At 71.1% G+C, this 25,716-nt stretch carries 28 protein-coding genes; 10 read left to right on the plus strand and 18 right to left on the minus strand.

What is annotated here, in order from left to right; genetic code table 11:
* Positions 1-748: 748 nt before the first annotated feature.
* Positions 749-1,108, plus strand: coding sequence for a hypothetical protein (locus ACXJMZ_RS24060; protein ID WP_457032129.1), 360 nt, complete (start codon positions 749-751; stop codon positions 1,106-1,108).
* 232 nt (positions 1,109-1,340) lie between these two features.
* Here ACXJMZ_RS24060 and ACXJMZ_RS24065 read toward each other — a convergent pair whose 3' ends face one another.
* Together ACXJMZ_RS24065 and ACXJMZ_RS24070 are read right to left on the minus strand one after the other, a co-directional pair.
* Positions 1,341-3,368 carry a HelD family protein gene (locus tag ACXJMZ_RS24065; RefSeq protein WP_457032161.1) on the minus strand — a complete coding sequence of 676 codons (2,028 nt, stop codon included), beginning with the start codon at positions 3,366-3,368 and terminating at the stop codon, positions 1,341-1,343.
* Between the two features lie 532 nt (positions 3,369-3,900).
* Positions 3,901-4,428 (minus strand): YrhB domain-containing protein, encoded by a 528-nt coding sequence (locus ACXJMZ_RS24070; RefSeq protein WP_457032130.1) that lies wholly within the window; start codon positions 4,426-4,428, stop codon positions 3,901-3,903.
* Positions 4,429-4,614: 186 nt separating this feature from the next.
* On the opposite strand from ACXJMZ_RS24070, the gene ACXJMZ_RS24075 reads away from it, so the two are divergent.
* Positions 4,615-5,742, plus strand: coding sequence for a serine hydrolase domain-containing protein (locus tag ACXJMZ_RS24075; RefSeq protein ID WP_457032131.1), 1,128 nt, complete (start codon positions 4,615-4,617; stop codon positions 5,740-5,742).
* Positions 5,743-5,944: 202 nt separating this feature from the next.
* On the opposite strand, the gene ACXJMZ_RS24080 is transcribed toward ACXJMZ_RS24075, so the two are convergent.
* Both ACXJMZ_RS24080 and ACXJMZ_RS24085 read right to left on the minus strand, forming a co-directional pair.
* The gene (locus ACXJMZ_RS24080) at positions 5,945-6,343 is read right to left on the minus strand and encodes an adenylate kinase family protein (protein WP_457032132.1); all 399 of its coding nucleotides are present in this window, start codon (positions 6,341-6,343) and stop codon (positions 5,945-5,947) included.
* Between the two features lie 301 nt (positions 6,344-6,644).
* Positions 6,645-7,013 carry a winged helix-turn-helix transcriptional regulator gene (locus ACXJMZ_RS24085; RefSeq protein ID WP_457032133.1) on the minus strand — a complete coding sequence of 123 codons (369 nt, stop codon included), beginning with the start codon at positions 7,011-7,013 and terminating at the stop codon, positions 6,645-6,647.
* A 53-nt stretch (positions 7,014-7,066) separates the two neighbouring features.
* Here ACXJMZ_RS24085 and ACXJMZ_RS24090 point away from each other — a divergent pair, with 53 nt between their 5' ends.
* On the plus strand, positions 7,067-7,954 hold the full coding sequence (locus tag ACXJMZ_RS24090; protein ID WP_457032134.1) for an NAD(P)-dependent oxidoreductase: 888 nt from the start codon (positions 7,067-7,069) through the stop codon (positions 7,952-7,954).
* Positions 7,955-8,783: 829 nt separating this feature from the next.
* Positions 8,784-9,533 carry a DUF6159 family protein gene (locus tag ACXJMZ_RS24095; RefSeq protein ID WP_457032135.1) on the plus strand — a complete coding sequence of 250 codons (750 nt, stop codon included), beginning with the start codon at positions 8,784-8,786 and terminating at the stop codon, positions 9,531-9,533.
* Here ACXJMZ_RS24095 and ACXJMZ_RS24100 read toward each other — a convergent pair.
* The 6 genes from ACXJMZ_RS24100 to ACXJMZ_RS24125 form a co-directional block, all read right to left on the minus strand.
* On the minus strand, positions 9,444-10,040 hold the full coding sequence (locus tag ACXJMZ_RS24100) for an integrase catalytic domain-containing protein (protein ID WP_457032136.1): 597 nt from the start codon (positions 10,038-10,040) through the stop codon (positions 9,444-9,446). The two genes, ACXJMZ_RS24095 and ACXJMZ_RS24100, sit on opposite strands and share 90 nt — an antisense overlap.
* A 376-nt stretch (positions 10,041-10,416) precedes the next feature.
* A complete protein-coding gene (locus tag ACXJMZ_RS24105) occupies positions 10,417-10,869 on the minus strand; it encodes a hypothetical protein (protein WP_457032137.1) in 453 nt (150 codons plus the stop codon).
* Positions 10,870-11,105: 236 nt separating this feature from the next.
* Positions 11,106-12,068, minus strand: coding sequence for an alpha/beta hydrolase (locus ACXJMZ_RS24110; RefSeq protein ID WP_457032138.1), 963 nt, complete (start codon positions 12,066-12,068; stop codon positions 11,106-11,108).
* A 79-nt stretch (positions 12,069-12,147) separates the two neighbouring features.
* The gene (locus ACXJMZ_RS24115; RefSeq protein ID WP_457032139.1) at positions 12,148-12,888 is read right to left on the minus strand and encodes a phosphatase PAP2 family protein; all 741 of its coding nucleotides are present in this window, start codon (positions 12,886-12,888) and stop codon (positions 12,148-12,150) included.
* A gap of 38 nt (positions 12,889-12,926) precedes the next feature.
* Complete coding sequence (locus ACXJMZ_RS24120; protein ID WP_457032140.1) at positions 12,927-13,562, minus strand: phosphatase PAP2 family protein; 636 nt, start codon at positions 13,560-13,562, stop codon at positions 12,927-12,929.
* Positions 13,559-14,206: a DedA family protein gene (locus tag ACXJMZ_RS24125; protein WP_457032141.1), complete on the minus strand. Its 648-nt coding sequence runs from the start codon at positions 14,204-14,206 to the stop codon at positions 13,559-13,561. The genes ACXJMZ_RS24120 and ACXJMZ_RS24125 overlap by 4 nt, the downstream gene beginning before the upstream one ends.
* Positions 14,207-14,369: 163 nt before the next feature.
* On the opposite strand from ACXJMZ_RS24125, the gene ACXJMZ_RS24130 reads away from it, so the two are divergent.
* Both ACXJMZ_RS24130 and ACXJMZ_RS24135 read left to right on the plus strand, forming a co-directional pair.
* Positions 14,370-15,047: a response regulator transcription factor gene (locus tag ACXJMZ_RS24130; RefSeq protein ID WP_457032142.1), complete on the plus strand. Its 678-nt coding sequence runs from the start codon at positions 14,370-14,372 to the stop codon at positions 15,045-15,047.
* Positions 15,040-16,413: an ATP-binding protein gene (locus tag ACXJMZ_RS24135; RefSeq protein ID WP_457032143.1), complete on the plus strand. Its 1,374-nt coding sequence runs from the start codon at positions 15,040-15,042 to the stop codon at positions 16,411-16,413. Before ACXJMZ_RS24130 ends, ACXJMZ_RS24135 begins: the two co-directional genes overlap by 8 nt.
* Before the next feature lie 42 nt (positions 16,414-16,455).
* Here the strand turns inward: ACXJMZ_RS24135 and ACXJMZ_RS24140 are convergent, their stop codons facing one another.
* The 4 genes from ACXJMZ_RS24140 to ACXJMZ_RS24155 form a co-directional block, all read right to left on the minus strand.
* Positions 16,456-17,343, minus strand: a complete 888-nt coding sequence (locus ACXJMZ_RS24140) for a Gfo/Idh/MocA family protein (protein ID WP_457032144.1) — start codon at positions 17,341-17,343, stop codon at positions 16,456-16,458.
* Positions 17,344-17,387: 44 nt separating this feature from the next.
* Positions 17,388-18,056: an O-methyltransferase gene (locus ACXJMZ_RS24145; protein WP_457032145.1), complete on the minus strand. Its 669-nt coding sequence runs from the start codon at positions 18,054-18,056 to the stop codon at positions 17,388-17,390.
* Between the two features lie 72 nt (positions 18,057-18,128).
* Positions 18,129-18,578: a DUF3237 domain-containing protein gene (locus ACXJMZ_RS24150; RefSeq protein WP_235502702.1), complete on the minus strand. Its 450-nt coding sequence runs from the start codon at positions 18,576-18,578 to the stop codon at positions 18,129-18,131.
* Positions 18,575-19,741, minus strand: coding sequence for a flavin-dependent oxidoreductase (locus ACXJMZ_RS24155; protein WP_457032146.1), 1,167 nt, complete (start codon positions 19,739-19,741; stop codon positions 18,575-18,577). The genes ACXJMZ_RS24150 and ACXJMZ_RS24155 overlap by 4 nt, the downstream gene beginning before the upstream one ends.
* Positions 19,742-19,895: 154 nt before the next feature.
* Here ACXJMZ_RS24155 and ACXJMZ_RS24160 point away from each other — a divergent pair, with 154 nt between their 5' ends.
* Positions 19,896-20,345 (plus strand): MarR family winged helix-turn-helix transcriptional regulator, encoded by a 450-nt coding sequence (locus ACXJMZ_RS24160; protein ID WP_057234891.1) that lies wholly within the window; start codon positions 19,896-19,898, stop codon positions 20,343-20,345.
* Positions 20,346-20,432: 87 nt separating this feature from the next.
* On the opposite strand, the gene ACXJMZ_RS24165 is transcribed toward ACXJMZ_RS24160, so the two are convergent.
* Positions 20,433-21,119: a DedA family protein gene (locus ACXJMZ_RS24165; protein ID WP_457032147.1), complete on the minus strand. Its 687-nt coding sequence runs from the start codon at positions 21,117-21,119 to the stop codon at positions 20,433-20,435.
* Positions 21,120-21,284: 165 nt separating this feature from the next.
* On the minus strand, positions 21,285-21,899 hold the full coding sequence (locus ACXJMZ_RS24170) for a TetR/AcrR family transcriptional regulator (RefSeq protein WP_457032148.1): 615 nt from the start codon (positions 21,897-21,899) through the stop codon (positions 21,285-21,287).
* A 103-nt stretch (positions 21,900-22,002) separates the two neighbouring features.
* On the opposite strand from ACXJMZ_RS24170, the gene ACXJMZ_RS24175 reads away from it, so the two are divergent.
* Complete coding sequence (locus ACXJMZ_RS24175) at positions 22,003-23,142, plus strand: FAD-dependent monooxygenase (protein WP_457032149.1); 1,140 nt, start codon at positions 22,003-22,005, stop codon at positions 23,140-23,142.
* Positions 23,143-23,166: 24 nt separating this feature from the next.
* On the opposite strand, the gene ACXJMZ_RS24180 is transcribed toward ACXJMZ_RS24175, so the two are convergent.
* Positions 23,167-23,613, minus strand: coding sequence for a hypothetical protein (locus tag ACXJMZ_RS24180; protein ID WP_457032150.1), 447 nt, complete (start codon positions 23,611-23,613; stop codon positions 23,167-23,169).
* A gap of 155 nt (positions 23,614-23,768) precedes the next feature.
* Between ACXJMZ_RS24180 and ACXJMZ_RS24185 the strand changes: the two genes are divergently transcribed.
* Positions 23,769-24,140 (plus strand): hypothetical protein, encoded by a 372-nt coding sequence (locus ACXJMZ_RS24185; RefSeq protein WP_457032151.1) that lies wholly within the window; start codon positions 23,769-23,771, stop codon positions 24,138-24,140.
* 30 nt (positions 24,141-24,170) lie between these two features.
* On the opposite strand, the gene ACXJMZ_RS24190 is transcribed toward ACXJMZ_RS24185, so the two are convergent.
* Positions 24,171-24,956 carry a class I SAM-dependent methyltransferase gene (locus ACXJMZ_RS24190; protein WP_457032152.1) on the minus strand — a complete coding sequence of 262 codons (786 nt, stop codon included), beginning with the start codon at positions 24,954-24,956 and terminating at the stop codon, positions 24,171-24,173.
* 95 nt (positions 24,957-25,051) lie between these two features.
* Between ACXJMZ_RS24190 and ACXJMZ_RS24195 the strand changes: the two genes are divergently transcribed.
* Complete coding sequence (locus ACXJMZ_RS24195) at positions 25,052-25,696, plus strand: class I SAM-dependent methyltransferase (protein WP_457032153.1); 645 nt, start codon at positions 25,052-25,054, stop codon at positions 25,694-25,696.
* Positions 25,697-25,716 lie beyond the last annotated feature (20 nt).

The raw sequence follows: 25,716 nt of genomic DNA on the forward strand, positions 1-25,716 counted from the left end.
GGGTCTCGGGGGAGGTGTGCACGGATCAGGGCCGACCGCAGAGGGCCAAGACCTGGGGAGGATTCCCCCGGGCCCCGGCCGGGGAGGCTCGGCCGCGATGAGCGCGGCCGCTCTGCTCGACAGCCCTGACGGCTCGGGTCGGACCTGTCGTGCCCGGAATGCTAGACCTGACAGCGGCCCTGGAGAAGGGCTTTGACCTGCAGTCTTTTCGGACGCGAGCATGCCAGGCGCACCCGGCGTACAAGCACCGCACCCGCTCGCCGGTCGCGGCGGCGGGATCCGGTCCGCGTCCGCCCGACCGGCACTCCGTCCTCAGCAGTCCCCGTAGTACCCGTCGTAGTACGCGGAGAGCCCCGCCACCGAGAAGCCCTCGAACTCACCGCTCGACTCCCCTCCCGCAGCCGCGCCACGGCCGCCGCAGCAGCCACCGAAGGGTGCACCGCAAGGTACGCCTTCGTCGCGTCGAGGCCGCGTCCGAGCAGAGACACAGCAGAGCTTCATCACCTCGGTGCCGCCCTCGCGCTGGCTACGTCGCTCGCGCGCTGTCCGCTCCGCCAGCAGAACCCGGATCTCGTGTGAGCCGTCGTCATATCCTTTGACCTGTACCGGAAAGCCTGCCACCCCTCACCGACACGGCGCGCACCGGGACACCCCGACGCCGAGCCGCGCTCGACCGTACGCGCCCCGATCGGGTGATCGTCGAGGAGCGGCCTCGCCGGTGTCGGCGCCCTCCCCTAGCGTCCAGGGCATGGATACCGTGACCTCTTCGCCACCGACCACCGCAACCTTGCTGAACCATCCGGACACCAGCGGCCACCCCGCCCTGGACGGCGCACCCGTCAGCCGCATCACCAGCACGCTGCGGCAAGCCCTGATCGACCTGGGCGCCCGGCTCGACCCGCTCGCCGCCGCGGCCGATCCGGACGGCATGGCGTGCGAGGTCCTCCGCCTGGTCCTCGCTGCGGCCTACGACACGGCGGAGCCGGGTGAGCAGCCGGGCATCCTGTACGTGACACCAGCCGTCGCCGAACTCGGCCGCCGGCCGGTGTGGTTGCAGCGCGAGACCCCGGAAGGCCCGGTCACCGCACGCTTCCCCGCCGACCGCTGAACTGACGACCGGACCACGGGACCGGCGGCCCACCACGCGGAGTCACCCGTGGGAGGACGTTCCCCGGACACTGCGTGCTGGCCGCCGCCCTCGCCTGAGCCGGCGCTCCGCGACCGCACAGGCGGCGTCCGCTCCCCTGCTCCGCGGCCGGGAGACGACGATTCGCACGAATCCACATCCCTACGGAGGTTCTTCCTCCATAGGGAGCGCGACTTCCGCGAATGCCGGATCGTCAGGCGGGCTGGACGGCGACTGTGCACAGGCGCTTGGTGGCCCGGGTCAGGGCTACGTACAAGTCCCTCTCCCCACCGGGGCGAGCCGTGATGATTTCCTCGGGGTTCATGACGACCACCCCGTCGAATTCCAGGCCGCGTGCTTCGGACGCCGGCACGATGCGTGCGTAGTGGGCGATGCCCTGGGCCGTCAGCTGGCTCGCCCTGCCGTCAGCGCAGATCACTCCCAGAAGCTCACCCGGGTGCGCGGTGCTCTGGGCGCGGACTTCCCGGACGACGGCGGTCACCGACCCGTCCGGAGGTGCGGTCACGGTGCGAGGGCGCTCACCGCTTCGCAGTGACCGTGTGGGCTTCTGGTCCGGAGCGATCCGCGTGAGCAGGTCCCGGACGCTCTCCAGGATCTCCTGCGTGGTGCGGTAACTGACGGTCAGGCTGTGCAGTTTGAACCGCGGGCCGACGTGGGGGCTCAGTGCTTCCTTCCAGTCGCGTGCTGTCGCGACCGGGCCTGCCTGGGCGAAGTCACCCACCAGCGTCATCGCCCGCGACGGGCATCGGCGGACGATCATCCGCCACTGCATGGCGGTCAGCTCCTGCGCCTCGTCGACGACGACGTGCCCGTACGTCCGCTCGGGCGGGCCGTCGACCAGGCTCGCCGCCTCGTCCAGCAACGGCACATCGGCGTCGGTCCACGGGTCGTCCTGACCCCGCAGCAGAAGGAACCGCTCCTGCGCGGTCAGGCGGGGCAGGCGCTCGGCGAGAGCGCCGGCGTTCGTCAGGAGCGCCTTCACGAGGGCACCGGGGACCAGCCGCGGCCACAACACCTCGACCGCTCGGTCGACGCCGGCGTCGTCGAGGAGATCGGCTCGGATGGCGTCCAGGTCCAGTTCGTGGACCGGACCCGAGTCGGCCGCACCTTCGGCACGGCGCTGGGCGGCTCCCGTGAACCGGTCGAGGTCCAAGCCCGTCATCGCTTCGGTATCGGCGTCGATCTGCTCCAGGAGGTCACCCATGTCTCGTTGCATCGCATCGGTGACGGCATCGACCAGGAGCTCCTTGAACACCCGGCGTGCGGCGTTGTGCCCCGGTACGGCTGCCACGGCGGCGTTGCGTGCCGTGGCGACCTCCTCGCCGGAGAGGTGAACCAGTTCCTGTCCGACCCGCACGGTGAAGTCACCGGCGGGGGCCTGGTGTTCGCGCAGCAGGCCGGCCAAGGCCTCAGCGAGGTCGGAGCTGCCCTTGAGACGCGCCACATCGAACCGGTCCACCGTGTCCGTGGACACTCCGGCCAGTTCCCGGCAGGTCGCCAGGACGACGTCGTTCTCCCCGAGCGAGGGAAGGACCTGGGAGATGTAGTCGAGGAACCGGGCGTTCGGCCCGACGACCAGGACACCCTCCTCCGCGGCGCGCGGAAACGCGTACAGGACATAGGCGGCCCGGTGCAGGGCGACCACCGTCTTACCGGTGCCGGGCCCGCCCTGCACCACGGTCACCCCGCGGTGCGCGGAGCGGACGATCTCGTCCTGCTCGGCCTGCAGCGTCGCGACGGCCGCATGCATCCTGCCCGTACGCCGTGCCGACAGGGCCTCGGTCAACGGGCCGTCCCCCACGACGTCCTCGTCGGTCGGGGCGGTCCCGTCCAGCAGTTCGTCGCTCACCGAGACGACCGTGCGCTCCTCGATGCGCAGGTGCCGGCGCCGCCGCAGGTCCATCGGGTGGACCGGTGTCGCCTCGTAGAAGGGCCGCGCCGCGTTCGCGCGCCAGTCCACGAGCAGCGGCAGGTCGTCCTCCTCCCTGTGCAGTCCGATCCGCCCGATGCGCAGGGCCGTGCCGTCCGTCCAGTCGATGCGCCCGAAGACCAGCCCCTTTTCGGCGCCCTCCAGCCGATCGATTTCCTTGGCCAGACGCTCGGCGGCGATTTCTCTCTCGCATGCCTCACCGGCGCTGTCCGCGGGGGCCTTCAGCACACTCGCCCGGTGCACTCGCGCCTCGGAAATCCGCTCGGCGAGGAACTCGTGCAAGGAGGACACATAATCCCGCTCGGATTCAACCGCACGCACAGCGGGATCATTCGTTTTGGACAACAGGGGGCTCCTTCGATTCGAGCCACACCCTACGGTCAAATTTCTCTCAAGGAAAGTCTTGACTTACTTGGTGAATCCATGTCCCTGCGACCGAATCAATGGCGGCCGACCACAGGGCACACATTCCGCCATCCGTCTATCGCCCATTGCACTCCCCATGCCCACCTGCCTTATGAGCAAGCCCGCCCTCAGATGCCGGCGGCGTTTGCCGCGCACAGGAAGAGCGGGAAAATCCGTTGAGGCGACCGGCCCCATCAGCCTGACTTCGGGTTCCGTGACTTCGGTGTCGTCAAAAGGAACGTTTGACGACAGCTGACCGACGCTTCCAGCACACCCGAGAGATCCAGGTATTCGCACCGGATCGAATCCCATCAGATCCGATGGTGATTGCGGGATTTGCCGACAGCTAGGGCCCGATCGCTCGAACGGAAGGGCCCTCGGTAGCAAACTTCGACTACAAGCGGGGCTCGACCGACCGTCAGACCATCGTGGGTCCGGCTCCGATGCTCGCCTCAGCGATCGCCCGGGCGGCCGACGCGTCCTCCGCCGTGGCGATCTCCTGGCCGAAGTCCTCCTCGCCGGCGTCGGAATACTCCACGGCCTGCCGCAGGTTCAGTGGCGTGACCTGCTTCCGCAGATGCTTGATCGCGGGGATCACTCCGGCGGAGTCCAGGAGAGCGCGAATCGACGAGTCCAGCGGTCGGGCGCCCTCGATCTCCTGGAGATAGAGCTGCTCCCAGTCCTCGGCTGCCCAGGTGGGAGCGGGGACATGGTGAATGCTGCCGTCCTGACGGTCCACCAGGTACGGGCCGCTGCCGACGAGGGCGTCGCCCACATCCCGGGTGCGGGCGTACTCCGCCGAGTTCCAGAAGACGAGCCAGCCGACCACATGTTCCTGCACCTCGGTGACGGTCAGCTCGGGGAGCGGTCCTGTCGACGCCCACGTCAGGCGTTCTCGGGCCAGCAGGGATTCGACGAGTTCGACGGCGCGTTCTTCGGAGATCACGTTCTCATTCTTCGCCGTGGGTCAACCGGCTTTCGGTGAACTTCTCGGAAGACGCTGCCGGGGGCAATCATCCTCGGGGAGGGTTTCGGGTCGGGGCAGGGCTTCGGCGGAACTTCGGGTCCCGGCGGTGCGTCCTCCGGCACAGGAGTCGGGGGACGAGACCACCACGGATCTCGGGAGACAGTGATGACTCGGAACAGGGCGCTCCGGCGCGGGTTGGCGTCAGCGGCAGTGGCGGTGGCCGCAACGATGGTGGTGGGCACCGCCCTCCCCGCAGCTGCGGCCGGCGGGGCCGGGCACCGGGCGACCAGGACCGCGATGGCAGCGGCCGTGCAGGCCGAGCACCTGCCCGGGATGATCGCCACCGCCCGGCAGGGCCACGGTAGTTGGTCGGCAGCCGTCGGGGTGGCCGACACCACCACGGGGCAGGCGCGGTCGCCCCGGGAGCGCTTCCGGATCGGGAGCGTGACGAAGACCTTCGTCGCCACGGTGCTGCTCCAACTCCAGCACGAGGGACGGCTCGACCTCGACGACACGGTGGAGAAGTGGCTGCCGGGAGTGGTGCGCGGGAACGGCAACGACGGTTCAGCGATCACCGTCCGGCAGCTGCTCAACCACACCAGCGGTGTGTTCTCCTACGACGAGGATCCCGCGCTGGCCCAGCTGCTGTTCACCGCAGAGTTCCTGACCCACCGCTACGACACCTACCAGCCACAGGAGTTGGTGCGAGTGGCGATGTCGCACCCACCGGTGTTCGCGCCAGGGGCGAGGTACGAGTACTCCAACACCAACTTCATCCTGGCCGGCATGATCGTGAGCAGGGTGACCGGACACTCGTACGCCCAGGAGATCGAGCGCCGGATCATCCAGCCCCTCGGTCTGACCGGCACCAGCCTGCCCGGCACCGCCACGGGCCTGCCCCGGCCGCACGCACGCGGGTACTCCACCCTGTTCGGCGGATCGACGACCACGGTGGACACCACCGAGCTCAACCCATCCTGGGGCGGGTCAGCCGGCGAGATGATCTCCACGACCGACGACCTCACCCGGTTCCTGGCGGCCCTGATGCGCGGACAGCTGCTCCCCGAGGCCCAGTTGGACGAGATGCTCAGCACGGCATCCGTCGGCGGGCTCGGCATCGGCCACGCCACCCTCTCCTGCGGGATCACCGTCTGGGGCCACGACGGCGGCATCCACGGCTCGGTGACACTGGCCCTGACCACCAGGGACGGACGTCACGCGGTGGCGTTCAACACCAACGGCGACTGGTTCGAGGGTGAACTCCAACTCGTGGAAGCCGAGTTCTGCGGCTGACCGGGGGCGGGGCTGCGTGACCTCCCCGTTTCGGTCGGGGTCAGCGGAGGGCGGCGAGCGCCTGCGTGGCGATCTCGTCGGGCGTGCCGACCGCGTCGACGGTGATGAGGAGGTCCTGCCGGGCGTAGTACTGCGTGACCGGCTCCACCCTTGCGTCGTAGGACCTGAGTCGACCGCGGACGGTCTCTTCCCGATCGTCCCCTCAGCGGATGAGGCGTTCCTTCTCCTGTTCGGGCAGGTGCAGGTTCACCACGCAGTCGAGGGGTGTGCCGAGCTCGTGGAGCAGTTCCTCCAGAGTGGGTGCCTGGCTCACCCGGAGCGGGTATCCGTCGAGGACGAAGGCCGTGGGGGCCTGGCGCAGGTGGTCGCCGACGACGGCGTTGACGGTTTCGTCCGGCAACGACCCTCCAGCGTTGATGATTTCGCGGGATCGAAGCGCCTGCTCGGTAGGCGAGGAGAGGTATGCGCGCATGAGATCGCTGGCCCTGATGTGCAGCACTGACAGAGCCTCAGCCGGCGACCGGGCCGAGGCCTCGAAAGGCCACGCCGGTGGCTCGAGGAGAACTATGCGTATGGCCCACCACCCTTCCACACTCCGCATTTCCAGGTCACAGCTCGGCGCCGCACGCGCAGGGATGCTCCGGGCACCTGGTCGAGTGGCCAAGTCCAACTCGAGTCGGTCCCGCACGCGCGGGGATGACCCCTGTGAGAGGGCTGTTGGAGCACGGAGGTATCGGCCGATTGGGTGTCTGGCCGGATGGCCATCATGTCGGCGGCTGTGCCCGTCACCTGGTGACCATCGCGTGTCCCTGCCCAGTAGCCACCTTTTTGTGCGTACTGGGCAGGGGCGTGCGGGTGCGACGAGACTGGTACCCAGAAGGACGAAGGGAGATGACAGCAGGTCAGGAGGCCGACAGTTCGCCCTGCCCGGCCTGCTCGGCCGCCATGCGGTCGAGGCGTTCGTGGCCCAGGTCGGAGATCGGGCCGAGGGCCTCGGAGAGGCGGCGGGCGAAGTCGGTCAGCGAGTAGACCGTCTTCAGCGGAAGGACATCGTGCACCTCACGGTGCACCAGACCGTCGGACTCCATCTCGCGCAGGGCCTGGGTGAGGACCTTCTCACTGAGGCCGGGCAGCCGTCGGCGGAGTTCGGCGGGGCGGTGCGGGCCGGCCTCCAGCAGCCAGAGCAGCGACGTCTTCCACTTGCCGTCGATCACAGCGATCGCTGCGGTCACCCCGCACACATTCGGGTTCACGGCCTGACTGCGCGTCATCTCTTCCCCCCGGCGCCATCGTTGTCCACCACCATGTCTACAGGAGATGAAGTATGCCCACCAACCACACCCGGCCCACCGTCACCGTGCTCGGCCTCGGGCCGATGGGCCGCGCCCTGGCCGGAGCCTTCGCGGACGCCGGCATCCGCACCACAGTCTGGAACCGCACCCCGGGCCGGGACGCCGAGCCGGTCGCCCGGGGCGCGGTGAGCGCGACCACCGCAGAGGAAGCCGTGGCCGCAAGCGAGCTGACCGTCGTCTGCGTGGTCAACTACGACGCCTCGGACGCCGTGCTGCGCCGCCAGGAGGTCGAGGCCGCGCTCAAGGGCCGGACGGTGGTCAACCTGACCGCCGACTCACCGGACCGGGCTCGCTCCACGGCCGCCTGGGCGGCGGAGCACGGCGTCGAGTACCTGGACGGCGCCATCATGACGCCGGCCCCGAGCATCGGCACGCCGGAGGCGGTCTTCATCCACAGCGGGCCGGCTGACCTCTACGAGCGGTACGCGCCGGTGCTGGCGGTGCTCGGCGGGACCCACACCCACCTCGGCGAGGAGATCGGCCGGGCGGCCGGCTTCGACATCGCGCTGCTGGACATTTTCTGGACGGCGATGGCGGGGTACGTGCACGCGCTGGCGCTGGCCAAGGCGGAGGGCATCAGCGGACGGGAGCTGGTGCCGTTCGCCCAGGGGATCGGCGCGATCCTGCCCCCGCTGTTCGCGGAGTTCGCCGAGGACTTCGACAGCGGCAGCTACTCGGGCGCGATCAACCCGCTCACCTCAGGGGTCTCCACCATGGCCCACGTCGTACACACCGCCGAGTCGCACGGCATCGACTCCGGGGTGATGCGCGCGGCCGAGGGTCTGGTCCGCCGGACCATCGCGCTCGGGCACGGAGAGGACGGCGTGAGCCGGCTCGCCGAGGTGCTCGGTCGGCACTGAACAGCCCTCCGTGCCAGGCGGGTTCAGGCGAAGGCGTCCAGCTCGCTGAGCATCGCGGCCACCTTGAGGCCGGTGGTGAGGTACTGCTCGCAGACCTCGTTGCCGAGCGCCGCCGCCGGATCAGGGCGGTTGGTGGTGATCCGCGAAATTGATGGGGCGCTGCGCCTGATTCGAGCTGAATCTGTACGGGTTCAAGCCGCTGCAACGTTGCAGGTCAGAAAGTATCGGCCCCGCACGCGCGGGGATGCTCCCTCCTACGCCGCCTCGACGCGGCCGCCGAGGTGGGCGGACAAGGGCACGGGGCGGCGGTACTCGTGGGCCCAGATGAGGAGTTCGACCAGATCGACGGTGCAGCCCCCAACTCCCGCGTCGGCTTGGGCACCCGTCAGCTGACCCGCCTCTTCCTTGTACTCCAGCAGGACTTCGACGTTTTGCCTGATCAGACGACTGCGCGGTGAGTGCAGTGGGCTGATGGCCCGTCAGGGGCGGTCTTCACGGGGCCGCCCCTCGATCGTGTGCGGCCGGCGTTGGCGGCGGCTGGCGACAGCCTGGCCTTCCCGGCGCCAGACGGGCCAGCTCAAAGCGTGAGCACGGGGCGAGCACCGTGGCGGACACGGGCCGTGGGATGGCCGCCTGCCAGGAGTCGACCCGGTGATCATTCGGAAGCACTGGCGAGGTTCCAGGGCTGGCTGAGCGGTGTGTCGTCCGGGTCACGAGCAGCAACGCCGGCTCTGGCTTGTGACGGTGACGCCTCCGCGATGAGTGGCACTGGCGACTGCCATAGCCTGTGCGCGTCGACGAAGCATGACCACCCGTGGGGGAACCTCTCGTGAGTACCGTTCAGCCCGTTCGTCTGTCCTTCGGGGTACTGCGAAACAACCGCCGTCTGCTGACGTTCCCGCTACTCAGCGGTGCCGCGTTGGCCCTGATCTCCGGTGGCGTGGCGGTGCCGACGTTCCTTCGGGACGGGGCTGAGCCTTCGGCGTCCACCTTCGATGTGATCTCCTTGGGTGTCGGCTATCTCCTGTTGGGATTCACGCTCACCCTCTCCAGCGCCGCGATGATCTGCGCGGTCAATGACGTGCTGCGGGGAGAGCCCGCCCGGATAGGTGCGAACTATCGGCGAGCCGCGCGGTATTGGCGACGGCTGCTGGTGTGGAGCCTGCTCAACACGACGGTTCTGCTGCTCATCCGACAGCTGGAGCGGATCCCGGTCGTCGGCTGGATCATGAACGAACTGTTCAGTGCCGGATGGGCGGTCGCCACCTACCTGGCGCTGCCAGCCATGATGATCGACGGACTCGGGGTGGCGGAGGGCACCCGCCAGTCGGCGCGGATGCTGCGCGAGACCTTCTCCCGGCAGGTGTACGGCTCGCTGTGGATCGCGCTGCCCATGGGACTCTCGGTGGTCATCGGATTCGTGGCATTCATGCTCGGAGTGGAGTCGAACAGCGTGGGTCCTGCCGTTGCGGGCGGACTGGTCGCCGCTCTACTCCTGATGTGCGCACTTCTCCTCGGGGCCACGGTCTCCGGGATTTTCCGTACCGTGCTTTACCGGGACGCTTCGACTGCAGCCTAATGCTCCAGATGTGATCTTCATGGTTGAAGATCGGCTTTGCGGCGGTAGTGGCTGCGTTGGGCGCGAACTTGGTGGCGTCGGCGCCAGATCGACCGGCGCAGTCGGTGAGCGAGATCGTAGGTGGGCTGCGCGGCGGTTCACCCGTAGTGTCCCCGGTGCCTTCGGGGCGGGCCGTCGCATGACACTGCGGTGACGCCGGGTTCCACGGGCCCGGGGCTGCTCCCCTCCCTGGTCGTCGAGGTGAGCCTGCTCCGCTTTGACGGACACCATCAGCAGCTGGGAGACCTTCTTGGAGGTCATCGAAGTGCCGCGGTCGGGGTGCACGGTCTCGGGGACGATGGCGTTGCGCGCGATGGTCTCGCGGATCAACTCCTCGGCCCGTTCGGCGGATTCGGCCAGTTCGACGGTGTGGCCGACGATGTGGCGGCTGAAGATGTCGATGATGACGTAGGCGTGGTACCCGCTGACCTTGCGCGGGCCGGCGGCTTTGGTGAACGGTCTTGGCACTGGTGGGTGGCCTGGCGTCGGCGCTCTCCCGACTGCCCGTGTTCGCGCAGGATCCGGTACATCGTGGAGACCGAGCAGTGGTAGCGCCCGGCATCCAGCTTGCGGGTCCAGATCTGCGCGGGAGCCGGCTCGACGTTCTCAGGGCTGTTCATCAACTCCAGTACCGCATCGCGCTCTTCGGGTTTCAGGTCTGAGGGTTGGACCTGGGGCGGCCTGGGCCCGTGCACGGGCGGTGGCTGAAGTCTGCGGTAGTGGGTGGCCCGGGATCGGCCGGTCAGCCGCCAGTTCCCTCTCAGGCCAACCCGACAAAGCGGGACGCCTCCCCAAAGCTGACAGAGAGGGCCAAGATCGATAGAGCAACGGCTGGTTAGCGCACTCAGCGCACGAAGTTCGTTACTGTGCCGTGGTTGTCGGGAGAGGTCAGGCCCCAGAGGATCAGCCCCACGATGATGGCCAGCAGGATCAGCCCGGGCACGTTCTCGGGCCCCCAACTGACGGGCTGCCGAACCGGTGGGCCGGGTGTGGCATCGTCGCGTGCAGCGTCGGAGTCGGCGCGCTGCCAGGACGCGACATCGGCCTCACCCCGGGCGATCCGCGCGGCCACGTGGCACACGTCGGCCGCGTGGTAGGTCGGCTCGCGGGTCAGGTCCGGGGAGGGCGCAGCCGAGGTACGTACGCTGTTGGCCCGCGCCACGGCCCTGATGCTGCCCGGCCTGATCTGCGGCCAGATCTCCCGGACTTCGGCCTTCGTCAGCCAACCTTCCCCGTCCTGAAGGTCCTGCTCGTCCGCTGCCCCCATTCGAAGTCCGCCCCCTCGCTCGCCGATCACCCTTGGTTTGATACCCAGACCGCCGAAAGATCACCCGGCCGGGCGATCGCCTTCTACCGGCGGCCTCCGTTCCCGGTCCTGGAAGTGGTTCGGCCCGATGCGGAGGGCTTCTTCCTTCGGCAGTCCGAGAGCAACGAGCGCTACCGGAAGTCCCAACCGCAGCTCTGGCTGACGCCTGCCGAGCACCCGGAAGGGCGAGTAGAACCCGTTTCCGAAGAAGACCGAAGCAGTGAGCACTACCCGGCCCCGACCTGCCCGCCGCCCGCCGCGCCTGTGCTCCCGAGCGTGTGCCCCAGCTGCGCCATCGCGTCGGGCAGCACCCGCCGCCAGAACCCGTCCGTGTGCTCCCCGTCCGGGAAGTGCGCCGCTCGCGCTCGCGCCTGCCGCGCGACCTCGCGGGCGGCCGGGCAGAACGGGTCCTCCTGGCCGCACCACACGCCGAGCGCACCGACCCGCAGCCGGTCGAGGCGGAGCGTCGGTTCGTGGGCCTGCCAGTCCGCCTCGTCGGCGTACCCGCCGGTGGTGCGGGCGTCCGCCCAGGTGCCGAAGACGGCCGGGCTGAGCAGCGCCACGGCGTCCAGGTTGCGGCCGCTCTGGGTGCGCCCGAGGGCGTACTGCAGGGCGCCCGCACCGCCCATCGAGATCCCCATGACCGCACGCGGCGTGGGCAGTTCGCGGGCGTGCAGCCAGCCGGGGAGCTCCTCGCGGAGCATCGTCTGCGGGTCGTCGCCGTCGCCGGGTGAGCGCTGGTGCCAGTACGTGGCGTCTCCACCGTCCACCGCGACGACGGCGAACGGCGGCACGCCGGCCTCGACCGCGGCCGCCAGGAACTGCGGCACCCCCAGCGTCACCATGCCCCGCGCGTCGTTCCCGCGCCCGTGCAGCAGCACGCAGACCGGCAGGTTCGTGCTCGCCGCGCTCGCCGCGCTGCCGGGCGGCAGCATGGTCACCATCGTGACCTCCCGGCTCCGCGCCGCCGAACGGATCTGCTCGACCCGCACCACCCCGGGCGCCACGTCCGGCACCGTACCGTCCGTACCGGTCAGCCCCAGCACCTTCTTCAGCTTCACCCCGCCGGGCAGCCACCCGGCGAGCATCCCGCCACTGGCAGCGGCCCCGAGCAGAGCGCCACCACCCACGACGCCGGCCCCGAGCCGCAGCACCCGCCGCCGCGACACCACGCCGCCACCGGGGTTCACCGCGGACCCGTCCGTCGGCCCTCCACCGGGCTGAACGGTCCTGAGCCGGCCGGACGTTGTCCCCACGGTTCCCCCTGAATCAGTCGGCCGGCCCAAGCAGCCGATCATCGTAGTGGACGAGGGATCGGGCCGGGCGGTTTCCCCCTCGCCTCACCTTGTGCCGAGGAAGGACACGAACCGCTTCAGCACCAGCTCCCGACCGAGCGCGCCGTTCACCTGCGGTGCCGTCTTCAGCTCCCCGGCCGCCCACGCCGCCCAGCACCCGGGCGCCGACGGCGAGCCAACCTGCCGCGAGCAGCCAGCTCCCGAGCACGTCCAGCGGCCAGTGGACGCCCAGATATATCCGGCTGATGCCGATCGCCACCGCGGACACCGCCAGTGCGGCCACCGCGCCGGGCCGGCGGGCGAGTGCCAGCGCCAGCAGGCCCGCACAGAGTGCCGAGGTGAAGGCGTGCCCGGACGGGAAGGAGTAACCCGACGCGGTCGCGGCCCAGCCCTCGAGCGGTGGCCGCGGACGGGCGAGGACGAGCATCAGCGCCTGGCGCAGCAGTTGACCGACCATCAGCCACAGCACCGGCGCCACCAGGACCAGCAGCGCACGCGGGCGGGTCGACCTACGCGCGCACACCGCTCCTGCGGCCAGCGCCACCAGATAGGGCACCGGCCCGCTGCCGAGCGAGGTCACCGCGACCGCCAGGGCCCTGGCGACGGGCGGCCGATGCGCGACGCTCCAGTCGACCGCCCCCGACTCGAAGCCGAACGGCGCCCACCCACGGGCGGCGAGCACCGCGGCCAGCACGGCGAACAGCGACCATGCCACGGCCGGCGTCACCCACCAGGCCGTGCGCCTCCACCCGTTCATACCGTCAGCCACCGGCGCAGCGGGCCCTGCCGGGCCCGGTCCACCCGGGCGCCGCCACGGCCGGCCTGCCGGGCAAGCCAGTAGCCGACGGCAGCACCGGCCAGCGCACCCGCCAGCACGTCGTGCGGGTAGTGCACCCCGACCAGGACTCGCGACACTCCCATCGCCACGGCCAGCAGCACCGCCAGGGCACCGATCCGACGGTCCGTCAGCCAGAGCGCGGCGGCACCGGCGAAGACGATGGCGGTGTGGTTGCTCGGCAGTGACCAGTCCCCCACACCGGGGCAGGGTTCCAGGGTCGCTCCGGCGTCGAGCACCTGGCACGGACGCGGCTCTCGCAGCAGCGCCTTCAGCAGGCTGTCGGCCGCGAACACCGTGACCACGCACAGCGGGGCGGCCAGCGCCCGGGCCATCACCGCGCCGTCGCCCCGGCGGGCGCGCCACCACGCCGCCAGCATCAGCACCGCCAGCAGAGCCAGTCCGTAGGACGAGAACGCCTCGACCGCGGTGCCCACCGAGGACGGGAGCTGCTGGGCCCAGTGCTCGACCCGCAGGTACAGGCCGCCGTCCACACTCCGGCCGTCGAAGGCGTCGAAGGCGTCGAAGGCCAGAACCGTACCGGCGGGGCTCACCGCCGGACCGCCCGGCGACGGGAGCGGACCAGTTCGACCAGCAGCGGCAGCAGGGAGACGGCCACCACCAGTGCGACGATCGGCAGCAGGTAGCGGTCCACGTTCGGCACCGACGAGCCGAGCGCGTACCCGGCGAGGACCAGGCCGGTCGTCCAGATCAGCCCGCCGAGGACCTGCCAGAGGGTGAAGGTCCGGGCCGGGACTCCGAGGGCTCCGGCCATCGGGTTCAGGACGGTGCGCACTACCGGGACGAACCGGGCCAGCACCACCGCTTTGCGGTGTCCGTACCGGTTCAGCAGCTCCTCGGCCCGCAGTGCGCCTTCCTGGAGCCGCTTGTTGTTCGTACGGGCGAGCAGGGTTTTGCCGCCGCTGCGGCCCAGCAGGTAGCCGGTCTGCGCGCCGGCCAGGGCGCCGACGGCGGACGCGGCCAGGACCTGGGCGAGGTCGAGATGCGGGCCGCTGTGAGTACCGGTGGTGCAGAGCAGCCCGGCGGTGAACAGCAGCGAATCGCCCGGCAGGAAGAAGCCCACCAGCAGGCCGGTCTCCGCGAACAGCACCACGGCGACGCCCAGCGCCCCGAACGACGCGAGCAGCGAGCCCGCGTCGAGTGGGTTCACGGCCAGCAGGGCCGATGAGGTAATCATGGAAATGGCCTTCCCGCCAGGAGCCACCAGCCCGCCCCGGACCGCCCGGTCCGGGGACTTCGCCCGGACGACACGACCAGCCTGCCAAGTTGCTCCTGAAGATCCGCTGAAGACCTGAAGACACCTTCAGCTTCCCGCCGCGGCGACCTGCCACCCTGGGGGTATGCGCGTACTGGTGGTAGAGGACGAACGCCGACTGGCCCTGGCTCTCCAGCACGGCCTGACCGCCGAGGGATTCACCGTCGACCTCGCCCACGACGGGCTGACCGGCCTGGCCCGGGCCACCGACCATGCCTACGACGTCGTGGTGCTCGACATCATGCTGCCCGGCCTCAACGGGTACCGGGTGTGCTCCCGCCTGCGGGCCGCGGGCAGCGACGTCGGCATCCTGATGCTCACCGCCAAGGACGGCGAATGGGACGAGGCCGAAGCCCTGGACACCGGTGCGGACGACTACCTGTCCAAGCCGTTCTCGTTCGTCGTCCTCACCGCCCGCCTCCGGGCCCTGGCCCGCCGCATCGGCAGCCGGGCTCCCCGCCGCACCGTCCTCGGCGACCTGGTCGTCGACTCCGCCGCCCGCACCTGCGCCCGGGCCGGCACCGCCATCCCCCTCACCCCCCGCGAGTTCGCCCTACTGGACCACCTCGCCCGCCGGGCCGGCGAAGCCGTCTCCAAGCGGGAGATCCTCGACGAGCTGTGGGACAGCGGGCCCGACAGCGACCCCAACACCGTCGAGGTCCACATCAGCGCGCTCCGCCGCAAGATCGACACACCCTTCGGACGCGCCTCGCTGCAGACCGTGCGCGGGGCCGGCTATCGCCTGGCAGCCGACGGTGGCTGACCCGACCGGAGCGCGCCGGCTCCGCGACCGCACACGGGCCGCGCTGCACCGCCTCGCTCATCACCCCCGGGTGGTCACCTGGACCGCCCGCCTCGCGCCACGGTCGGTCCGTACCCGCACCACGCTCGCGGCGTGCGGCAGCGTGGCCGTCGTCCTGCTGGTCGCCTCCGCCGTCTCGCTGCTGCTCCTGCGCGCCAACCTGGAGCGCACCGTCGAGAACAGCGCCCGCGAACAGGGCCGGTCCGTCGCCCGCCTCGCCACCGACGGCACCTTGCCCGCCCAACTGCCGCTCGGCCGCGGCATCGACTACATCCGCGTCACCGACGCAGGCGGCACCACCGTCGCCGGCAGCCCGGCCGCCACCACCGACGTCGACCTCGAACACCAGCGGGTCGTCACCACCACGGCCGACACCCCCACCGGCCCGGTCAGCATCGAGGTCGGCGCCTCCCTCCACACCGCCGACACCGCCGAGGACATCACTGCCGCCGCCCTCGCCGCCCTCAGCACGGTCCTGCTGCTCACCACCGGGGTGCTGACCTGGCGCGCCACCGGCAGAGCCCTGCGACCGGTCGAGGCCATCCGTGCAGAGGTCGCCGCCATCGGCGACCGCGACCTCGACCGGCGGGTCCCCGAGCCCGCGAGCGACGACGAGATCGCCGGCCTCGCCCACACCATGAACGCCATGCTCGAACGCCTCGAAGCCGCCGGCACCCGCCAGCGCCGCTTCATCGCCGACGCCTCCCACGAACTACGGAGCCCCCTCGCAGTCCTGCGCACCCAGCTCGAGGTGGCCCTCACCCACCCCGACCCGGACATCCGCCAGGAACTCGTGGCCGGCGCTCTCCAGGACACCGATCGCCTGCAGTCCCTCGCCACCGACCTGCTGCTGCTGGCCCGCCTCGACGCCACCGGCAGCGACCGTCCCGGCCAGCGAGTCGACCTCACCGAGCTCGTGCGCACCGCCGTGCAGGCCCGTGGCCCGCAGCCGCGCCCCATCGCCCTGGACATCGAGCCCGACCTCACCGTCACCGGCAACCCGCTGTGGCTGGGCCGCCTGCTGACCAACCTGCTCGACAACGCCCAGCGCCACGCCCGGCACGCGGTCACCGTGCAGCTCCGTACGGAGGAGGAGAACGGCCTGGTGATCCTGGACGTCACCAACGACGGCCCACGGATCCCGCCCGCCGACCGCGAGAGGATCTTCGAGCGCTTCACCCGCCTCGACGACGCCCGCAGCCGCGACGAAGGCGGCAGCGGCCTCGGCCTCTCCATCGCCCGCGACATCGCCACCGTCCACGGCGGCACCCTCACCGTCCGGGACACTCCGGACGGGACCACCTTCCGAACCTGCCTGCCGGCCTGAGTCGTCGCACCGGCCCTTCTCCGCCCGGCCTCTGACGGACTGTCACCCCCGCAGCGAGCTCTCCGCCTCCGCCAGCAGCTCGACCACCCGCAGCCCGAAGGCCGCGTCGCACGGGTGCGCCGTCCCGTCCGCCGCCGAGGCGAGCAGCGCCGAGACCGCCCGGGCGTACGCCGTCTGCGGGCTCTCGTTCCGGTCCGGCATCACCAACCGCCCGGCGTCGCCGCGCAGTTCGACCACCACACCGTCCACGGCCGCCGCCACCGGGGTGGTCAGGCTCAGCGTCAGGGTGCTGGACGCGCCGCCGACGTGCCGCAGCACCAGGTGCACGGTGTCCAGCGGCCCGGCCACCGCGCTGACCTCGGTGGCGTCACCGAGCACCGGCAGCAGCATCGACAGCACGTGCGGGCCGACGTCCCACAGTGCGCCCTTCTCCCGCCGCCAGTGCGAGTCCGCGTACGGGCTGCCGCTGTCCGGTGCGAAGACCGAGCCGAACCACTCGGCGCGGGCGGTGAACCACCCACCCCGCGAAGCCTGTTCGGTCAGCCAGGCGGCCTGGTCCGCGCCGAACCGGAGGGTGAAGAACACCACCGAGGCGACCTTCGCCCGCTCCGCCGCCTCCGCCACCCCGCGAGCCTGATCGACCGTCAGCGCCACCGGCTTGTCCAGCAGCAGGTGCTTGCCCGCCTCGGCCGCCCGTACCGCGTACTCGGCCTGCACGGCCGGCGGCAGCGCGATCGACACCGCGTCCACCTCGGCCAGCAGCCGATCGACGTCGGCGAACGCGGGCACGCCGTACTCGGCCGCCAGCTCCGCCGCCGCCTCGGGCCTGCGGCCCCACACCCCGGCGAACTCCGCCTCCGGGTGCGCGGCCAGCGCCGGTGCGTGCACCCGCTGCGCCCAGGGGCCGGTGCCCAGCAGTCCTATCCGCATTCCGTACTCCTTGAAGACCTACCGCTGACTACCGCTCTACCGCGCTACCGCTCCACCCGGATCAGGGTGAAGCCGTCGTACCCCTTGGTGCCGACCGTCTGGACCGAGGTCGCCGACACCCGGTCCGAGGCCGCCAGTTCGTCGTGCAGCCGACGGGTGCCCAGCACGCTCGGGTCGGTGCTGCCGGCGTCCGCCACCGCACCGCCGCGCACCACGTTGTCCACCACGATCAGGGTGCCCGGGTGCGAGTGCTCGATCGCCCAGGCCACGTAGTCCGGGTTGCTCACCTTGTCGGCGTCGATGAAGTAGAAGTCGAACGGCTCGACCCCGTCGGCGGCCAGCGCCGCCAGCGTGTCGGCGGCCCGGCCGAGCCGGACCTCGGTCTGCTTGCCGAGTCCGGCCAGTTCGAGGTTCTGCCGGGCCACCTCGGCGTGCCGGGCGTCGATCTCCAGCGTGATCAGCTGCCCGTCCGCCGGGAGCGCCCGTCCGAGCCAGATCGTGCTGTACCCGCCGAGCGTGCCGATCTCCAGGATCCGCTTCGCCCCCGCCGTCCTCGCCAGCAGGTGCAGCAGTTTGCCCTGGTTCGGCGCGACCGCGATCTGCGGCAGGCCCGCCTGGTCCGCAGCCGCCAGCGCGGCCGTCAGCACCTGGTCGTCGCCGATCAGCTGCTCACTGAAGTACTCGTCGACCGTCGTCCACTGCTCCTGACCCATGCGATCCTCCGTGTCCGTCGCGTCGCTGATCGACACTCACCCTATAGCGTGCTCTTCGACCGGCGGAGACCTCTACGTGAGCGTGAACGCCGTGTAGCGGACGGCGTCGCCGGTACGGGTGGCCGAGGCGACGGCGAGGGTGTGGTTGAGCCACCGGTAGCGCTCGTCGCCCGTCTCGAAGCGGCAGAAGAGCCTGAAGTAGTACTCGGCCGGATCCACCTCCGCCCCGGCGGCCAGCCGCCGGAGCACCTCGGGCGGGCCGTGGCGTACGCCGCTGGTGGCGAGGTAGAGGTGCGCGCCGTCGTGGGTGCGCAGCGTGTACCGGGTGTCGATGCTGGCCATGCCGTCGGGGTGCAGCACCTGCCAGTCCGCGCCGCCCGGCAGGATCTCTCCGGCCAGGCGCGGTCCCTCGAAGGCCCCGCCGATGATGTTGATCACCCGGCGGCGGCCCCAGTGCGAGTCGCCGAGGTCGAGGATCGGGTCCAGCCGCACCTCGAAGGTGGCCAGGCTCTCCAGGTTCACCGCACGCTCCAGGACGCGCGCTCGTTGAGCAGGGCGGGGTCGAAGCCCGCGATCCGCTTGTACGAGGCGGCGATCTCGGTGCGCTCCGCAAGCGGGACGACCTGCTCGATGTCGTAGAAGCCGTCGGGGGCCCGTTCGTGGGCGAGCCGCATGACCACCTCGGGTCCCTGCTGCCGGTTGGCGAGTTGGAGCGCGGTGGTGGCGGGGCGGCGGATCTCCTCGTACGCGGCGGCGGAGCCGGTGGTGGCGAGCGAGTGGGCGAGCACCCGGGCGTCGATGATCGCCTGGGAGGCGCCGTTGGAGCCGATCGGGTACATCGCGTGGGCGGCGTCGCCGAGCAGGACGACGTCGTCCCTGGTCCAGAACGGGAGGGGGTCGCGGTCCACCATCGGGTACTCGTAGGCGGCCTCGGCTCCGGTGATGATCCCCGGCACGTCCAGCCAGTCGAACTGCCAGTCGGCGAAGTGCTCGACGATGGCGGCCAGGTCGGCGGGACGGTTCCAGTTCCCGCGCTCCGGCGGCTCACCGTCCAGCGGCCGCTCGGCGATCCAGTTGATCTGCCGTCCGTCGCCGATCGGGTAGGCGACGAACTTCTGCGAGCCGTCCCCCGCCATGATCATGGACCGGCCGGTCAGGAACGGCTTGCCGTAGGTCGTTCCGCGCCACAGCACGAGCCCGTTCCACGGCGGCGCCCCCTCGCCGGGGAAGAGCGCGGCCCGGACGGCCGAGTGGATGCCGTCGGCGCCGACCAGCAGGTCGGAGTCATGGCTCAGACCGGTGATCCGACTCCCGGTCCGGACGGCATCCGTGCCGAGCCGCTCCCGGACGGCGTCCAGCAGGAGCAGCTGCAGCCTGCCCCGGTGCACCGAGTACTGCGGCCACCGGTAGCCGGCGTCGAGTCCGCGCGGTTCGGACCAGATCGCCTGTCCGTACCGGCTGAAGTAGGCCAGTTCGGCGGTGGGGACGGCGATCGCGGCCAGCCGGTCGGCCAGGCCCAGTTCGGTCAACTCCCGTACCGCGTGCGGGAGGAGGTTGATTCCGACGCCGAGCGGACGGATCTCCTCGGCTGCCTCGTGTACGACGACGTCCGCGAACCCGGCCGCGTGCAGGCTGAGTGCGGTGGCGAGTCCGCCGATGCCCGCGCCTGCGATGGTGATCTGCACAGGACTCTCCCTGGTGAGATTGTTATGGCCGTAACAATCTCCTACTGCGCCGCCATGCGCAAGACTCTGTCCCGTGGACCGACCAGACCGACCAGAGCAATCAGACCGACCCGATCTCCGATACGCCGCCTTCGCCCGCGACCGGCTGGCAGCGATGCCGCCGCCGGCCGACCCGGAGGCCTTCTCGCTCGCCTACCACCTGCTGCACCTGTCCTACCTGGTGGTCGCCGACCTGGAGAGCCAGATCCACCGCCCGCGCGGCTGGACGCTCCCCGGCTTCCGGCTGATGTTCAAGCTCTGGCTGCTGGGCCCGACCCAGCCGGCCAGGCTCGCCGAGCTCTCGGCGATGTCGAGGTCCGCCGTCACCAACGCGGTCAACACCCTCGAACGGGACGGCCTGGTCGAGCGCCGTCCGCTCCCCGACGACCGCCGCGCCGTCGCCGTCGCCCTGACCGCGCAGGGCGAGGCCGCCGTCCGGGAGGCGTTCGCCGAGCAGACCCGGCGCGAGCAGCAGTGGTTCGCCGTCCTCGACACCGAAGAACGGGCGACGCTCACCGAGTTGGTGACCCGCGTCCTGGCCGCTCGCCCCGACGACTCCGACTGACCCTCAGGACCACGGTGGCCGGAACGCGAAACCGCCGGTGACCCCCTGTGGGGATCACCGGCGGCCGGTCACTCCGTCAGCTGACTCTCAGTCAGCCGCCTGGGCCGGAACGGGCTCTGCCTCGACCTCGGCCTCGGCGACGGGCTGCCCGCCCGACGTCTCCGGGTGCTCGGCCCGGTGCTTGGCGGCCCGCCGCTTGAGCACCCAGGCGGACCCGGCGCCGAACAACGCGGCCAGGATCAGGCCGACCCAGGAGAAGCTCTTCAGCCACTGCTCGGCAGCCTTGCCCACGGTGTAGATCAGCCAGGTGGTGCCACCGGCCCAGATGACGCCGCCGAGCACGTTGGCGATCAGGAACTTCCAGTACGGCATCTTCAGCGAGCCCGCGAGCGGTCCGGCGAAGATCCGCAGCAGCGCGATGAACCGGCCGAAGAAGACCGCCCACATGCCCCACTTCTGGAACGCGCGCTCGGCGGTGGCCAGATGGTCAGGGCCGAAGTGCTTGGGGAACTTCCGGCCGAGTTTCTCGAACAGCGGCTTGCCGCCCTTGCGCCCGATCGAATAGCCGATCGAGTCACCGATGATCGCACCGGCGATCGCACACGCCGCCACCAGCCAGGGGTTGACCACACCGCTGGCGGCCAGCACCGAGGCCGTCACCAGCGCGATCTCGCCGGGCAGCGGGATGCCCAGGCTCTCCAGCAGGATGATCGCGCCAACGAGCGCGTACACCGCGTTCGGCGGCACGCTCTCCAGCCATACGTCGATGTGCAAGGTCGGATACCTCCGGGGCAGGACACTCGGTCGGCGGGAGCCGGCAAGAGTCGAGAGTCGGCAGAGTCGTGGAACGTCGCGGTGGCGCAGTGGCGCGGAAGGGTCCAGGGCAGCCTAACCCGGTCGGCCGACCCACCCGGTAACAGTCACGTCCCGGAGCTCCGGTCAGTTCCCGCCGCCGGCCAGGCCGCGATGCAGCAGCGCGGTCAGGGTGTCGACGATCTCCCGGTCGGTCGCGCCGGGGCCGTGCTCACCCGCCGTCAGCACCGCGTAGCCGAACATCGAGAGCATGCCGCCCATCGCGGCAGCCACCAACTCCGGCTCCCCCGGCAGCCGGTGGCCCCGCTCGCGCATGTACTCCAGGTGGTCGCGGAACACCGCGGTCTCGGCGGCCAGCGCGGCCCAGGCCCGGCCGGAGCCGGGCGGCTCGGCCATCATCGACTGGGTCAGCGCGACCACCACCGGCAGGTGGTCCCGGAACACCTGCCAGGAGACGGCCAGGTGCTCGCGCAGCTGCTCCTGGTCGGAGAGGTCGTGCTCCCGGTCGTGCCCGTCGGCGGCGATCGCCCGGTCGGCCTGGTCGTCCATCTCCCGCAGCAGGGCCTCGAGCAGCTCGTCCTTGCTCGCGAAGTGGTCGTAGAACGAGCCGGTGGCCCGCGCGGCGGCCCGGGTGATGTCGGTGATCTTGGTGTTCAGGTAGCCGTTCTCCACGAACAGCCGTCGGGCCGCCTCCTTGAGAGCCGCCTCCGTCTCCGCCGCCCGCTCCTTGCGCACTCCCACCGGGGTCACTCCCTGTCCTCTTGACGCCGTGCTCCGGGCCTCAGCATACTGAGCCCGGTTTCACCGAATAGAGATTCACCGAATCATGATTCAGGAGATTGTCATGCGGATCACCGTCATCGGCGGCGGCGTGGCCGGAGCGGCGAGCGCCATCGCGCTGCGCCGGACCGGGGCCGAGGTCACCGTCCACGAGGCATACCCGGACCCGGCCGGACCGGTGGGCTCGTTCCTCAGCCTGGCCTCCAACGGACTGCGCGCCCTGGAGGTCCTCGGCTGCCTGCCCGAGGTGCAACGGCGCGGCTTCGCGGTGGCCGAGCAGCGGATGTGGTCCGCCTCCGGCCGGCTGCTCGGCGCGATGCCGCGCGGGCGGCTCGCCGGGGACGACCTGCTGAGCGTCACCCTGATGCGGGGTCAGCTGGTCGAGGCCCTGCGCACCGAGGCCGAACGGGCCGGGGTCACCGTCGTCACCGGACAACGCCTGACCGAGGTGACGGCGCACGAGGACGGCGTACGGGCCGGGTTCGCCGACGGCTCCGCCGCCGAGGCCGACCTGCTGGTCGGGGCGGACGGTCTGTGGTCGGCCACCCGCACGCTGCTCGACCCCGCCGCGCCGAGCCCGGCGTACGCGGGGCTGTACAGCGTCTCGGGCCGGTCCGAGGGTGTGCCGGGCGACCCGTCCTGCTTCAACATGACGTTCGGCCGCAACGGCGCCTTCGTCCACCTCCCGGCCCCCGACGGCTCGACCTGGTGGTCGGCCCAGGTCGCCACCCCCGAGCCGCCGGACCTCGCCGCCGTCCCGCTCGCCGAGTGGCCCGACCGGCTGGCCTCGCTGTACCGGCAGGAGGAGCTGCCGCTCGCGCTGCTCCGGGCGAGCACCGAGGTGCACCGCCCGACCCTGATGCACACCCTCCCCGCCGTACCGGCCTGGCACGGCCGCCGGACCGTCCTGGTCGGCGACGCCGCCCACCCGGTCGGCGCGGGCCAGGGCGCCTCGATGGCCCTCGAGGACGCGGTGGTGCTGGCCCAGGTGCTGAGCCGGGGCGGCTCACTCGCCGAGTACGAGCAGCTCCGCCGGGACCGGATCGGCCGGATGCTCAAGGCCGCCGCCGCCAACCGGGACGCCAAGACGGCAGGCCCGGTCGGACGCCGGGTCAACGACCTGGTGCTGCCGCTGGTGTTCCGGCACTTCTACGGCCGGTCCACCTCCTGGCTCTACACCCACGAACTGGGCGCCCTGGCCTGACAGTTCGACGATCGGGTCCGACCGTCAGAGGGTCTTCCGTCCTGGAGAAGGTGCCTGGACTCTTCGGACGGACCCCAGGGCAGCGGAGAGCAGCGGCAGATACTCAGGGTCAGAGGCGAACAGCACGGTGTCCTCGCCGTCCCGGCATTCGATCACCGTCCAGCCGCGCCGGATGGTCGCCGGATCGGTGTCCTCCCTGACGCGGACGCGGGCGATCTCCACCCGCGCCAGCGGGACCGGCCGGCTGTTCAACGCGGGCGCCTCGGTGGGCGAAGTGGCCAGCGTGGTGAGGGAAGCGGTCAGGAAGCCGGGCACGGGGCAGCAGTACGGGCGGGTGCCGAGAGCACACCCCTCGAAGGTCACCGCCTCCCCCGCCTCGAACGCCCCGGCCAGCTTTCGGGCCTTGCGCTTGCCTCTCCCGGCCTCCGGCACCAGCACGGTGCACAGCACGTCCAGCAGCACGTCCAGCATTCCGCCCCCATCACGTCGCTTCACTTCCGCAGGGACGACGGCCCACCCCGCACCTTGGTTCCAGAAGCCCGGCCGCAGGCGCCCCGGACACCGCGCAACGGCCACTGCCGGAAAATCCGGTACGTCCGTCGCGGCGGCCGGGCGATCATGTCCGGATGACCGAGGAACCAACGGCAGAACCCGACCCGGCACTTCTGGGGATCGGCCTCACGGCCAACATCGTCCAGGTGACCGTACAGGGCCACGGCGGCCTGGAAGTCCGCCGTGGGACGAAGCACTTCGCCCCGGGCGCCAAGGTCTGGGTGGTACCCCCGCACTGGGACTGGAGCGAGCGGCTGTATGTGGTGGGGCGTCACCGCGGCCGCTTCAACCGCTACATCGCGGTCGTGATGCGCCGGGACTTCCTGGAGAACCCCCGGGTGAAGGGCATCTACAGCCCTGCCCTGGCACAGGCACTCGGCGACGTCGTCGGCCGCCCGTTCTGGGACAGCGCCGAGGACGCCCAGCTGATGCTGGACCGGTGGTGACACGGATCCACCGGTACGCCCTCGGTCCGCTCAGCCCCGGCGCACTGCCGCCGCCAGGCCGACCGTGCCGACGATCCGGGCCCGCTGGTCGGGCAGGTCCAGCGCCAGCACCCGGAACAGCCACCCGTGACGGGCCGTCAGCGGCACGGTCCGGGCGTCCCGCAGCAGCTCGTGCGAGCGGACGCCCCAGGGCATCGGGGGCACCTTGTAACCGCGCCGGGCGGCCCGGCCGGACTTGGTCATGGCACTGAACCAGCGCGGTACGACATCGAAGAGCAGCGTCCCGCCGGGGAACCGCTCGGCGCAGCGGGTGAACAGCTCGCGCACCTCGGCGGGCTGAAGGTACATCAGCAGACCCTGCGCGACGATCAGCACGCCGAGCGCCGGGTCCACCTCGTCCAACCAGGCCGGATCGGTCGCCGAGCAGGCCAGCAGGCGCTGGCGCGGCTCGGGCGGCAGCAACCGTTCGCGCAGCGCGACGGCCTCGGGCAGATCGACGGTCAGCCAGTGGGCCCGGCCGTTGTCCACCCGCCAGTACTGGGTCTCCAGGCCGTCGCCGAGCGAGACCACGGTGCCGCGCGGGCAGCGCAACAGGAAGTCCGCCACCTCCTGGTCGAACAGGCCGCAGCGCGCGCCCTGCAACCGGCTCGCGAAGCCCTGCCCGCTGCCGAACCGCTCGGCGAACGGGTAGTCCAGCCGCTCGACCAGCTCCACCGCCTTCGGGTCGGGGTACGGCGTCCCGGGCCGCCGGGCCTCCGCGGCCCGGTGGTAGAGCGTCCACAGCGCCGTCTCGGGAATCGCCGACAGCTCCTCCACACCAGGTCCCTTCACCGAGCCGACCCCCACCGCATTCTGACACCGCGTCGGACCCCGGGTGCCGAGGCGCAACGGCCGTTTGCCATCCTGAGCCGATGACAGATTTCCCGCACCACACCCGGGTCCGGCAGAGCTACGACACGGTGGCCGAGGAGTACCGGAGCCGGATCGGCGACGAGCTCGCCCACAAGCCGCTCGACCGAGCCCTGCTCACCGCCCTGCTGGAGCAGACCGAACCCGGCACCACGGTCGCCGACCTCGGCTGCGGGCCCGGCCACATCTCGGGCTGGCTCGCGGCGCACGGCGCCCACCCGGTCGGCATCGACCTCTCCCCCGCGATGGTGGCCATCGCCCGCCGCGACCACCCGGAGGCGGAGTTCCGCGAGGGCGACCTGCTCCATCTCCCGGCGGCGGACGGCGAGTTCGGCGCAGCGGTCGCGCTCTACTCGGTCATCCACCTGGAGCCGGCCGAACTGCGGCCCGCCTTCACCGAGATCCGCCGCACCCTCCGCCCCGGCGGTCTGCTGCTGCTCGCCTTCCACCTCGGCACCGAGGTCAGACACCTGACCGAGTGGTGGGGCCACCAGGTCGAGGTCGACTTCCACTTCCTCGACCTCAGGACCGTCGAGGACCTCCTCACCACCACCGGCTTCACCGTCGAAGCCCGCCTGGAACGCACCAACTACCCCCAGGAGGCCGAAACCCGCCGCGGCTACCTCCTGGCCCGCCGATCCCTGTGAGTTGGCGGATGTGAGCGCCG

This window comes from Kitasatospora sp. P5_F3, assembly GCF_054049135.1.